Source organism: Citrobacter sp. HN-141, from assembly GCF_033341895.1.
Lineage (GTDB): Bacteria > Pseudomonadota > Gammaproteobacteria > Enterobacterales > Enterobacteriaceae > Citrobacter.
Map to the genome: position 1 here is coordinate 128,912 of NZ_JAWPBF010000005.1, position 12,768 is coordinate 141,679.

Here is a 12,768-nt window from a genome sequence, read left to right on the forward strand (position 1 = left end):
GGCAAGTGAGAAGCGGAGGTGAGTCCGCTCGGTAAGTGCTGTCAGATTCAGTCCCTAATGCTCCAGATCTTCGCGAGTGGGTCCTTGAAAGTAAAGGGTACTAATATGGCAACTACGCGGTTGAGTCAGCACAAAACGAATTGTTTCCCAGACAGAACGCCCATTCATTAGATGCTCTCCCATTCTGGATTGAGTGTCGACCAGAGGATCTAACCCGGTCAATTCAAAATCCGGTGGGTATAATCCGGTAACCCGTATATTTTCTTTGGATAACTGTTTCGACAGTTTAGTTGTAAAACCACTCATCCCGTGTTTACTGGCAAAAAAAGCGGGATGGGCAATTGAATCCGTAAAATTCGGAATGCCGCAGACAGATATAATCGAAACGATGTCAGCACTGTCTGAGCGCCTTAACCCTGGAAGCAATGCCTGTGTTAGTAGAATTGAACCTGTCAGGCCTGAACTGACGGTATTGAAGATTTCTGAGTCCGGTTGTTCGTCGAGGGTCCCTGACAGCCACTGAGCAGCATTGAGGATTAGAATGTCGATGGACCTGTCTGCATCTAAGAGTAGTTGTGAAGCAAACTGAGAAATAGACTCAGGCTGGGTTAAATCACACAGATACCCTTTTGCAACACCACCTTCAGCGGCGATGATGCTGCAGGTTTTGTGAATATCCTCAACCCGCCGAGCAGAAAAATCCACGTTGACGCCTTCTCGAGCCAACCAAACGCACAACGCCTGACCAAATTCTCCTCCGCCGCCGGTGATAACGGCTCTTTTACCTTTCAACATAGCGATGCTCCCCTTTCGTGATGAGTCTGTATCGCTGGATATATAGCATGGCGATACGGGGTCACATCTTCCCGTTAGTGCCATTTACGGCGGGATATAAATAGCGGTTTGCATGCGTTATATCGTTCTCAAAAGGGGCGCAGATCAGATTTAAGCAAAATGCATACCGACGGGGAGGAAGCATGAAGGAGGCTCATCCTGTTCGTTGCTTTCAACCTGTCCTGCGAATGGTGCCAGGTGTCGGGCATGTAAATGGCTGGAACCGATATTGACAATCAACTGGATAGCATTTAATCACAGCTTCATGTTCCGCGTAATGTGGGCAAAATGCGGCGCACAACAGAGTCACCCCTCCCGGTGGTTATTCTCCGCCGGGAGGGACATCAATTCAGATTAAAATACCGACAATCCCAACCCTTGTTTTACTTCTCTTAGCGTTTGCTGCGTGATGTCGTAGGCCTGTTCGCTGCCTTTTTTAAGCATCGCCATCAGCATACCTTTATCCTGAATATAGGTTGCCCGACGCTCACGCATAGGCGCGATGAGTTCTTGCAGGCACATCTCCAGCTCATTTTTGCATGCCCGATCACCCAATCCTCCTTGCTGATAATGCGCTTTCATTGCTGCGACTTTGGCCTTGTCCGGGTGAAAAGCATCCAGGTAGGTGAACACGACATTGCCCTCAATTTGCCCCGGATCGGACACTTTTAGGTGGTTAGGATCAGTGTACATTGCGCCGACGGCGCGATGGATAGTCTCTTCACTTGCCGACAGGAGCAGCGTATTGCCAAGTGATTTCGACATTTTGGCGTTGCCGTCGATACCCGGAAGACGACTGGTTTCGCTTAACATAGCTTTACAGTGATGCAGAACGGGGGCCGGTAACAGGCTGTTCATCTTGTGCACGATTTCATTAGTTTGCTCAATCATCGGCAACTGATCGTCGCCGACGGGGACCAGGCTGGCTTTGAACGCCGTAATATCTGCTGCCTGGCTGATGGGGTAAACCAGGAAACCGACCGGAAGCGAACGGGCGAAACCTTTTTGCGCAATTTCATTTTTGACCGTTGGGTTACGCTCGACGCGAGCCACGGTAACGATATTCATATACAGTGCGGTGAGTTCGGCAAGGGCAGGTAGTGCCGATTGTAAACAAAAGGTGGTGAGTGAGGGATCAATACCTGCAGCGAGATAATCGGCCAGCACTTCGGGTATGTTATCTTGGATCTTTTGTGGGTTGCTGCCGTTATCGGTCAGACCTTGCAGGTCTGCGACCAGAACAAATTGCTGATAATCGTGTTGCAGTATCGCACGTTGGCGCAGGGAACCTGCATAGTGGCCAAGATGCAATGGCCCAGTAGGGCGGTCGCCGGTAAGGATGATGGATTTGTTGTTCATAGAAGACTCCTTAAGCATAAAACCGAAAGGGGTCTCAAAATGCAAATAACCGCCTTTCGGCGGTTATTTAAAAATGGATAAACACATTCTGACCGCCTTCAAGAAGGCAGCCACCAACGCTTGTGATTAAAACCGTTGCAATCGTGTTTTATATTCATCTGATCAACATATCACTGCAAGGAGCTGAGGTAAAGTAATGCTCTGCCCGGTCGGGGTGGGCAACGTCATTTTGGCTTTACGGGTAGGGCATCCATTGTTATGTTTGGAAATCCCCTTGTAATCATGGCGATAATTTTCGACAAGGAAGTACAATGCATAAAGACGTTCCGGTGAAACGCGATCTCGCGGCATTGCAAAGTAGTGGACCATTGCTGTGGGAGAAAAAGCTGCGTCCAGGTGACGTTTTGTTAGTTTGTGGAAACAGTCCATTCAGTTCACTAATTGTGAAAGCGAGCGGCGGACCATACTCTCATGCCGCTATCTGGATTCATGGTGGTGATTCAGGCATTGAAAGTCTATATCTTGCCGAATCGGATACATCGGGAGTTGGATTTACTTTTTTATTGCCAATGAGTCTGTATCCCGGTGGACAGTCCACTGCAGAAAGGGTTATTTGCATCCCCGAAAATCCGAGAGAATGGATTTTATTGCGCCATCCTGAATGCGAAAATATTGATCTCTCCAGGATGATTCAGGCTTCGAAAGATCTACAAGAAAATGATTTTTATAAAACCTACTCTGCTGTACCGAGACTTCTTGAGGCCATAACGTTACCAGATTTTCCAAATTTACTGGCAAAACATGTTGCGCAAGCAATCGAGTCCTGTCGTTTTGATAACGGAACGCGAGGCGCATTTTGTTCTGAGCTTGTCGCTACATTTTTTTCCAGACTCGGTCTGGAACTGTTTACCGATGGACGTGATCCGCACACCGTTTCGCCAAATGATTTTTTATTGCCAGAATGCCGATTAACCGTGGTTACCGATGCGTTTGTCGATGCCGGTAGTCTGCTGCCCGGGACCTATGGCTACGGGACGCCTTATCAAAAACGGAGTAACGATCCTTTTTTGCGTGCGATGATAAGCAATCGCGACGTATACGATAAAATCACCGTAAGTATGAAGGGTGCAGAGCGCGCTCTACAAGAAGCATACACCTGGATTATTACACCGCACATTAAGAATGCCGAAGCTATGGATCGCCAGTTTGCTGAGCAGATAGCGCTGGCAGAACAGTGGCATGAATATGAATACGTCGAGAAATTACAGCGTTACGCGATAATGTTTAAATATGGCTGCCGCTTACTACAAAATGTATATGAGCATAAACATCACTATTGGTCCGGAGATATTCCCCTTGTCGACATTGCTGCCTGGGATCAGGCGAGTGCAACGCTTCAATTTAGCGCCAGTCAGATGATATATTGCGCCCAGCGTGCACTAATTAGAAACACGGCACTTTCAGGTCTGCGCAGAATAAGAAGCATACACAAAGTTTCACCGCCAGGCCGAATTCAGTTAGTTAAATTTAGACGCTTACGTGCTAATAATTTGAAACTTTGGTGCCAGTATAAAAAAGACAGTTACGCCAGTCTTGACTCCTGTATAAAATTCTCTTCTGCAGGTGTGCCTGGTGAGCAGGCAGTTGTCTATATTCAGGATGTAATCCAGAAAACTCACCAGTCACTTATCGATGAATATACCAATTAACGGGGGACTTCCTCGAGGGGATAGTTTAGGAAGTACCCGTCTGGGCTTGCGCACCGCCTTTTAGCTCGCTTCCAGCATCCCAAAGCTCACTATGCGCGAACGACCCAGCTCTTTTGCACGATACAGCGCGACATCCGCGGCACGTAACAGGTTATCGCTCTGGGCGTGCTGCGGGTAGCTGGCGACACCAATAGACACATCAACGTGACCGATATCAGAGACGCCAAAGCTGAGCGTCAACTCGCGTACGCCGTTGTAAATGTCCGTCGCAAAGCGATTGGCCGCTTCTTCATCCATACCGGCAAGCAGAACCAGAAACTCTTCACCACCGTAGCGGAAGGCCATTCCGTGGTCGTGAACAACGCGCTGAATAATTGCTGCGATACTTTTTATCACCCCATCACCTGCCTCATGACCAAAACGGTCGTTGATGCTTTTGAAGTGATCGATATCAATCATCAGGCAACTGATCGGTTCCTGGTTGTGGATAGCCTGACTCATCTGGGTGCGCAGAGTGTCTTCAAGGTGATGGCGATTGCGCAGACCGGTCAGAGGATCGTAAAGCGCTTTTTCCAGTAGCGCATCGCGCAGACGTTGGTTGGCTAATGCCAGTCCAAGTGCCTCGGCCATCAGTTCCAGATAAGCACGTGAAGGGGCAGAATTGTCGCTGAGATTCTGGAATGAGAGCAGGCCGATGGCTTCCCCCTGGGCGATCAGCGGTATGCACAGAGAATGATCCTGACACGACTCAGGCAGGTGGTAGCAGGCGATATCCGGCTCACCTTGCACGGGAGGATGACTTTGCCCACGGCGCACAGCCCAGCATTCATCCGGATGGAAAGGGTCTGCTTTGCCCTGCGGTGAGAGCCACTCGGCGGCACAGCGCATGTGCCAGGCTTCCCGATCAAGAATGTAGAGCCGTCCGGCAACGCCAGGGGCAATGTTCGGGGCAAAAAGCTGCGCGACATTGATAACATCGGCAAAGTTTTCGCAGCCCTGTAAACGCTGGGTCATACGAGCCAACAGTTCGCGGATTGCCCAGTCGGCATCCCGCTCTTTCTCCAGCCGCTGCCGTGCCAGGCCGTTCTCGCGAAAAATGCGAATGGCTTGCGCCATATCGCCAATCTCATCAATCTGATTAAAGTTAGGCGTTTCTACGGCATAATCCTGCGATGCGAGACGGTGAACCACGTCGCTCAGACGCACAACCGGACGCAGTACGCGGCGTTTCAAAATAAAGCCGAGGACAAACAAAAACAGCAGCGCGGTTAATCCGACCATAACTTCAGAGAGCGTACGCAGTATGCGGGATGTCCTGGTGGCATCATCAATGCTGTTACGTACACGGTTATCGAGCAACTGCCGAAAATGATCTATCCGCACCTGCGCCCGTTCCAGCTCCTGTTCATAGGCTTTGCCGTAGAGCAGGGCGATTGCCTGTGACGTTTCTCCGCGGGTCATACTGGCGAGCGCCATTGCTTGCTCTTCCTGTAGCGCATCGACAATTTGTAATCCTTCATGCAGCAGCGCCAGCTCTTCACCTGTCGCGCCGACGTCTTTTAATTTTGTTAACCGCTGCTCGACCTCTTGTAGCGACGACGCCTTCTGGTGGTAGGCGTTCAGCGCCTCGGGATCTTTAGCGATCACGTACTCGCGAGCTAAATCGGACAATGACCAGGCATCGAGCTCCACCTCTTCGGTGAGCTGATCAAATTTATATCGCTGCTCTACCACCTGACGTTCAGTATTGTCTGCTCCGGATGCCATCAGCATAACAACGCCGGAGGCAATGGTCAGGCATACCGTCGCACTGTAAGCCCAGTTGGTGATTGTGGCTATTCGCACTTTTTCGTTCCTTCTGCGACGATTAATGAATAAGCATGATTGAAATTATAGGAAACGTATGATTTTGCGTGAAAACAAAAGGCGACCCGCGGCCGCCCCTTGTTATCGTCATGCCATCATAAATCTGGAGGGTTTTTTCCTTCTTCCATGAAGGCTTCATCGATACCTTCTACGTTGCCCTCATGGTCACGTCCGGAGAACAGATTCCAACTGGCCAAAAACAGTGCGGCGATCAGCGGGCCAATCACAAAGCCGTTGATACCGTAAATCTCCATCCCGCCGAGGGTGGTAATCAATATCAGGTAGTCCGGCATTTTGGTGTCTTTTCCTACCAGTAGCGGGCGCAGGATATTGTCCACCAGTCCGACAATAATGACGAAGAATCCGACAATAAACAGCCCTTGCCACAGCTGGTGGGTGGCAAAGAGGAAAATAGCCGCAGGGACCCAGACTATCGCCGAGCCAACCGCTGGCACTAGCGAGAGGAATGCCATTAGTGCGCCCCACAAGATGCTGCCATCGATGTCGACAATGGCGAAAGCAATGCCGCCCAGCGTGCCCTGGACGACAGCGACAACCGCGGTGCCTTTGACAGTCGCCCGCGTGACACCCACGAATTTGGCAAACAGGTGCTGTTTGGCAAAATCAGACAGCGGTAAGGAATCCAGAATCTGACGCACCAGATACGGTCCATCCTTCAACAGGAAAAACAGCAGGTACAGCATGATGCCAAAGCTGATGGCGAAGCCGAAGGTCCCTTTACCAATCAGGAAAGCACTGCCTGCGAGGTACTGCCCGCCCTGCAGCGCAATGTCGGAGAGTTTTTTCTGGATCTGCGCGACATCATCCAGATTGTGTTCTGCGAGGAACCCTCTGGCCCAGTCAGGAAGATAAGAAAGAATAGAACTGACCACTTCCGGAAACTGCGTATCGTTTTGCTGCAACTTGGTGTAAACCACATTCAGTTCGATTGCCAACGACGACAGGATCACCATCAGAGGAATAAAAACAATCAAACAGATAATCCCGATAGTGATTAACGATGCCAGACCGTTACGTTGGCCAAGCGCGCTGCGCAGTTTGTTTTTTACCGGATTAAAGATAGTTGTCAGAATTGCGGCCCACAAGATTGCAGAGAAGTAGGGGGACAACACATCGAAAAACGCCCATGTTACGAGGGCAAGAATGAAAATGAAGAAACCTTTAGTCAGTCCGTTAAATCGCATTAGTGAATCCTGTAACTGAGAAGCAGTCTCGACTATAGAACTGTTCAGCAGAATTACCAACTGTGGATGTTGATTCCGGTTTAACGTCGACTTGATGATCAAACAGTGAACTCAGAGCAAAAAATTGCCCCGTGTTCCTGTCTCCGTCAGAGGTGAGCGAATGATCTATCTACGCGTCGAGAAATGGGGCAATGTGTCTGGAAAGCCAAAATTTCTCCGTTGTCGATTCAAAAAAACCACAGCAATTGTCTCGTTTCACACAGTCAGTACAGGCTATATTCCAGCTATTTTTAAAATCACTGATACTCTGCTTACAATACGTATAGGTATCAGGATTCACGAGGCAAAGAGGGAGATTAAAAACACGTACGTCAATCCCATATAGCTGGAAAATTTCAATTGCAGCTGAAAGCTTGTCTTTATAATCCCATGGATCGATAAATACTGTTTCCCGATTCAGCTTTGCATAACCCATATTTTCCATGCCCATCAGGGCGACATGTTTTACAAAGAAAAGATTACGCGAGATATACTCGGCTAGTGCTTTCAGATAGGGTACGGTTGCCTTGTTTAATACGACGCGTAGTTCGATATTGATCCCCTGTTTGTAACAGTTCAGAAGTCCTTCAATCGTTTGATTAAAAGCGCCGTCGGACTGAACCACGTAGTCATGTATTTCAGATACATGACCAAAAAGAGGTATCCCCACGAGCAACTGATGCCTCCCCGCTCGAGCCAGACGTGCGGTGTAGTATTCATCAGATAGATATCGTCCATTTGTCAGGAGATGGATTAGGGTTTGGGGCATTTTTACTGAAATACCATCTACAATGCGCAGCAACCCGTCGTCGAGCATTGTTGGTTCACCACCGGTAATACAGAGAGATGAGGGTGCGTGCTCATTATCAATCAGGGCGAGCGTCTGCAGGATCCGTTGTTCAATAGCGCCATGATTAACCCGTGATTGTGGTTTAGGTGGCTGCGGGCACATTATACAAAGATTGTTGCACACTTCGGTCACTAAGAACGCGTTGTTTTGTGAAGATGCCCGGAAGTAGCGATGAATCCTCCCTCGCTCGCTAACGGAGATAATATCTCCCTGGCTAAATACGACATCGGCCGCAACAACAATGACTGGAATTGTTTTCTGCAATTTAATCATATTCAGACGAGAGTCGTGGTTTGTACATATTACTGCGCTGACAAGGTCAAATGACGGCAGAGAGTCTTGTTGGTTTGGTGGTAGGTAGAGAATAGTATCGGCCTGGTTTACCTGAAAATCGGTTACAACCTTACCGAAAAGCGGGGCGTTTAAGTGCAGCGTGTTCTCTGCCTGCACAGAAAGAAAGAGTGTATCTTTTGCGTACGGTGTATTCATTTCATGCCCCACTGCATCAACAGATGACGTGTTTCGTCATCGCCCTCGGTGAATTTTTTGATAACCATCGCGATAATTCCTTTGTTTTTCAAACAGAAATCATCTTTTCCAGGATGTCCATATACCGAACCCGTTACCTGATATCTGCGAATTGGGTCTGCGCCGCAATAAGGTGCGAATGCGCAATCTGAACAGACAGGTAAGCAATCATTCACACCAGAGGCAGCTAATTCTTGCATTACAGGGCCAAAGAAGAGTTCTTCACGGCTACTTTCGAAAATATTCCCCATTCTAAAGTGTTGGTCACCCATTTCAGCCATCATGCGGCTTTCATCACTGGGGTAGATATTCCCGTCGTAGTTATACAACGTGACGCCAAAACCAGAGCCACAGGGAGACTGAAGATCGACGAAGCCGGTTGCCCACGGCGTCATGAGCTTTTTCATTATCAGGCTGGCATAGGATTCACGAAAGGGAATGCCCTGACGATTGAGGTGAATAATATAATCGAGGCACGTTTCATAAAATGCTAAAAATTGAGCGGTGCTGTAGCCAATTTTATGAAAATATTTATGGGCAAAACCATATGGGTTAAGTTCCCGAATAAAGATACTGCGAAACCCATGCTTCACATATTCATCAATAATCGCATGCGGCATTTCGAGGCTTTGCCGGGTTGTCGTCATTAATGCGCTGACCTTGTCAAAAGCATTTTGCTGTTTAATTTTACCCAGTGTTGAGATCAGGGCATTCCAGGCGCCTGTGTTTGCATATCTACGATTCGCATCATGCAACTCTTGTGGGCCATCCAGTGACGTACTGATTGAGAAATCATGCGTAATGAGAAATTCAAGATCGCTATCGTTCAGCTCGCACAGGTTAGTACAAACGACAAACTGAATATCCTTCTGTGTATTTTTCTGTTTAACCAGTGCGACAGCCTGCCTGATAAGTGGCATATTGAGTGTGGACTCACCACCCTGAAATTCCAGCGTTAACTTATCTGCTGGCATCGACAAAAATAGTTCGATGCTTTTTTCCATCACTGCAGGGCTCATGTCATAGCGCGCCTGATCTGACTGGCAACTTTTACGTGACGCCTGGCAGTATACACACGAGTTATTACAGCGTACTGTCAAAACAAAAATATGCAATTGAGAGAAGTTCTCGATAAACGCTTTTTTCGTTCGATAGCGTGAGGCTAATAATGCAATATTTCCCGTGTCATTATGCTCGCAGACAATGTGCCTGGCTTTCAGTTCATACCAAAGCGACTCATCTTCGATTTTTTCTTTATTTGTTAGCGCGATAAGTTGCTCGGGCTGCAGACAAATCCACTCACCATAATCTGTCGACAAGAAATAGCATCCATTGTCCAGCAAACTAAAGCGGAATGGCAGAAGACGATATGACTCGTGGGAGAATTTCTCGGGAAGCTGGAATTTAACGCTCATTATTCATGATATCCTGTATGCTTAACTCAAGGATGTTATTGAGGAAGGCGTTTATAATCTGCGAGCGTTCTTCGTCATACTCCTGTTTCACATTCATTATGAGCAACATTTCCTCTCCGACAACAGACTCAACACGCATAAAGTCAGAAAACTGCTGCGTCATATCAGCAACAGCTTCCAGGGAATAAAACTCAGGGTCTAATGTAATCTTCATGGAATCATACTGCCGACGTAATGATATTTAGAGTGTCATTGTGGGACTTGTTGTTAATAAGTGCTGTTGCCGGAGCGAAAGCTTTTTTTACAATTTCTTCATGTAAAACAGATGTTTCTTGATAAATTATCTGGCGCATCTGGTTTTCGGTAAGGGATTGTAAAAATTGCCTGATTCCAGCATCTATATGCTGATTGTTGTGATCCTCATTTTTGCTGTAAAAACAGATCCCAGTTGTGTTATTAGCGACTTTCACAACATGGATATAATAATTATCTGTAAAAGCATAACAAGTCTTCATTATCGCTTCACGACTGTAAATTTCTTTATCCAGTGATAGCAGAAAGAAGTCACCTAACGCATTGGTACCTTGCACAACATTTTCCATCATCATTACCTTTAGGTTGGCCAGCGTTGCTGCTGGCCGTGAGTATTAGCACGTTGAGCCAGGTGTGCAGGAATAGTGGCTGGAATGGCTGGCATGACTGGAGTGGCTGTAATGCGCAGCGAAGGCTTGCCCATCAAGAGATGGCTTCGCCAGGATGATGGCGGTATTGGTTTGTTGTGCCGTATGGTTAACTACGGTTTGCATTTGCGTTGTCGAAACCGGGGCTCCGCTACTGCTGGATGCCATTGCTGGTGCACTCACACCTGCCATAACCCCGGCAACTATACCTGCGACAATAGGTGTAATGTTTTTATTTGAAAGTTCGTTAACGGAACCTTTTGCTACTTTCGGCAAAACCTTCATTTTTAATCCTTACAAAGGTGAGTTGATAACGGCGTTGTTATCTTTAACATAATAAACCGCTGCTACATTTGGTTCGCGAGTTATATTTATTAAATATTTGATTTGAATCATTAGAAAATAAACTACTGAGCTAATGTAAATAAGTTGGTATTAGGGGGATTTAACCACGGTTAGGCATTTAGATAAAATGTGCACACAGATATGTTACACTGAATTAATGTCTACATTAACGCCATGCTGTGATAGATGATTAAGCTGTGTTAATTTCTTATTCTGGCTATTGATTATATCTCTCTCAGTTTTCTCAATGTGCTGGTCACGGATAATTCAAACTCCAAAGCCATGTCATCGGACATAATAGATTGTATTTCCTCAAAGTCATCCCGGTGCATAGTGAGTATTGACCTGATGGAAAGATCTGGGTGAGCAGCATGCAGGTTAAAAGCATAATCAATTACCTTGTTGGTTTTTAGGAGAATTGACTTGTTTTCATCATAACTAACGAAATTAATTGGGTTTTCTTTTTTATAAGCCGGTGGTTCAATGGCTGAGAGTTCATGCGTTTCTTGAGACTTTGGCGGGAATGGTTTGCTCTGGTTGAACACCCAACGAAAAATATACAGGCTGATTATTATCGGTAGTACAGGGGTGACAAACACGGATGTGGAAAGACTTGTGTTGTTATGTAAGAAGTAGGCAAACGTATCGCTTACAGATATCGCTTTGTTTATGGAAAGATCCAATGCCAGTAGGTATAGTACAAAAACGGCTGCAGCATAACACCATAGGAATGCTTGCCAGAATGCCATGTCTTTGAAGTAATTAGTTGCCCATTTATATTTAAAATACAGCATGCCGATACTAATGATAATGACAGATAACACAGTCGTGCCATTATAACCTTCGGTGTAGAGTGCACCGGGTGAAATAATGCCGAAAAGGCATATAAGCCCCAATACTAGCTGTTTTATTGTAGACATGACTATGGCCGAAGAACAATGGATGGTTAATGATAATTATTTGTTCCAGATATGCAAATGGAAAATATGTGTATTAATGTACACATTGACTTGAGTCTCACGATTCATACCGTATATTTAATAACGGTTCTGTAAAAGAACAGCATGGTATTTATCATATGCTCAACATTATCCTCATCGAAAGTAGATAATTTCCAATACCACCGCATTGGGTTGATTATCGTCCTTTCCTGAAGCGAGTTGATTCGCCAGCCAGTTGAAAATTCGTTATGATCCACCCCCACTTTCTAGTCTGGTTGTCTGATGTCTACGATTCTCGATACCTTTGTTGCTCCGCCGTGCCATGACGAAATAGAGATCCTTTACCAGGATGAACATCTGCTGCTTATCAATAAACCCAGCGGGTTGCTGAGTCTGTCGGGGAAAAATCCGCAAAATCTTGATTCGGTGCACTATCGCCTGGTACAGATATTCCCGGGCTGTACGCTGGTGCACCGGCTTGATTTTGGTACATCGGGTCTGATGGTCGTTGCGCGCAATAAAGCAATCAATGCTGCGCTCTGTCAGCAGTTTAGCCAGCGCTCGGTGACTAAGGTGTACAGCGCATTGTTATGTGGACACCTGAAACAGGATGACGGTGTGATTGATGCTCCCATTGTCAAAGATCCCGCACTGTTTCCGTTGATGTCGATTAGTGCCATTAGCGGTAAACCTGCGCGTTCCCGTTTTCGGGTGATTGAGCGCTTCAATCAGCGACTGAAGGATGGAAGATCACTGCCCCTGACGCGGGTACAACTGATGCCGGAGACCGGACGAACCCATCAGCTACGTCTTCACTGTCAGCATTTGGGTCATCCGATCTGCGGCTGCGATCTTTATGGTGGCCGTGAGTGGCCTGGCACGGAGCAGACGTCTCGGCTGATGTTACACGCCAGCGAACTGCGTCTGGTACATCCCATCAGCAAAGAACACATCAACGTCTGCCATGCCAGCCCATTTTAACCCGGCGGCTATGACG

At 47.1% G+C, this 12,768-nt stretch carries 12 protein-coding genes; 2 read left to right on the top strand and 10 right to left on the bottom strand.

Annotated features, from left to right (window positions below):
* Window positions 1-54: 54 nt before the first annotated feature.
* Window positions 55-795, bottom strand: coding sequence for an SDR family oxidoreductase (locus RYZ59_RS08165; protein ID WP_318046026.1), 741 nt, complete (start codon window positions 793-795; stop codon window positions 55-57).
* Window positions 796-1,188: 393 nt separating this feature from the next.
* Complete coding sequence (gene trpS / locus RYZ59_RS08170; protein WP_318046027.1) at window positions 1,189-2,193, bottom strand: tryptophan--tRNA ligase; 1,005 nt, start codon at window positions 2,191-2,193, stop codon at window positions 1,189-1,191.
* A gap of 311 nt (window positions 2,194-2,504) precedes the next feature.
* Between trpS and RYZ59_RS08175 the strand changes: the two genes are divergently transcribed.
* A complete protein-coding gene (locus RYZ59_RS08175) occupies window positions 2,505-3,902 on the top strand; it encodes a hypothetical protein (protein WP_318046029.1) in 1,398 nt (465 codons plus the stop codon).
* A 60-nt stretch (window positions 3,903-3,962) separates the two neighbouring features.
* Here RYZ59_RS08175 and RYZ59_RS08180 read toward each other — a convergent pair whose 3' ends face one another.
* The 8 genes from RYZ59_RS08180 to RYZ59_RS08215 form a co-directional block, all read right to left on the bottom strand.
* Window positions 3,963-5,747 (bottom strand): sensor domain-containing diguanylate cyclase, encoded by a 1,785-nt coding sequence (locus RYZ59_RS08180; protein WP_318046031.1) that lies wholly within the window; start codon window positions 5,745-5,747, stop codon window positions 3,963-3,965.
* 116 nt (window positions 5,748-5,863) lie between these two features.
* Window positions 5,864-6,973, bottom strand: a complete 1,110-nt coding sequence (locus RYZ59_RS08185) for an AI-2E family transporter (protein WP_318046033.1) — start codon at window positions 6,971-6,973, stop codon at window positions 5,864-5,866.
* 169 nt (window positions 6,974-7,142) lie between these two features.
* A complete protein-coding gene (gene hxsC, locus RYZ59_RS08190; RefSeq protein WP_318046036.1) occupies window positions 7,143-8,351 on the bottom strand; it encodes a His-Xaa-Ser system radical SAM maturase HxsC in 1,209 nt (402 codons plus the stop codon).
* Entirely contained in the window at window positions 8,348-9,805 is a 1,458-nt protein-coding gene (gene hxsB, locus RYZ59_RS08195; RefSeq protein WP_318046037.1) for a His-Xaa-Ser system radical SAM maturase HxsB, read from the bottom strand. The genes hxsC and hxsB overlap by 4 nt, the downstream gene beginning before the upstream one ends.
* The gene (locus RYZ59_RS08200; protein ID WP_137381292.1) at window positions 9,795-10,019 is read right to left on the bottom strand and encodes a hypothetical protein; all 225 of its coding nucleotides are present in this window, start codon (window positions 10,017-10,019) and stop codon (window positions 9,795-9,797) included. Before RYZ59_RS08200 ends, hxsB begins: the two co-directional genes overlap by 11 nt.
* Window positions 10,020-10,023: 4 nt before the next feature.
* Entirely contained in the window at window positions 10,024-10,407 is a 384-nt protein-coding gene (gene hxsD, locus RYZ59_RS08205) for a His-Xaa-Ser system protein HxsD (protein ID WP_212734694.1), read from the bottom strand.
* Window positions 10,408-10,452: 45 nt separating this feature from the next.
* The gene (locus RYZ59_RS08210; protein ID WP_271456415.1) at window positions 10,453-10,770 is read right to left on the bottom strand and encodes a hypothetical protein; all 318 of its coding nucleotides are present in this window, start codon (window positions 10,768-10,770) and stop codon (window positions 10,453-10,455) included.
* 284 nt (window positions 10,771-11,054) lie between these two features.
* On the bottom strand, window positions 11,055-11,750 hold the full coding sequence (locus tag RYZ59_RS08215; protein WP_318046043.1) for a hypothetical protein: 696 nt from the start codon (window positions 11,748-11,750) through the stop codon (window positions 11,055-11,057).
* A gap of 303 nt (window positions 11,751-12,053) precedes the next feature.
* On the opposite strand from RYZ59_RS08215, the gene RYZ59_RS08220 reads away from it, so the two are divergent.
* A complete protein-coding gene (locus tag RYZ59_RS08220; RefSeq protein ID WP_318046045.1) occupies window positions 12,054-12,752 on the top strand; it encodes an RluA family pseudouridine synthase in 699 nt (232 codons plus the stop codon).
* Window positions 12,753-12,768: the final 16 nt, after the last annotated feature.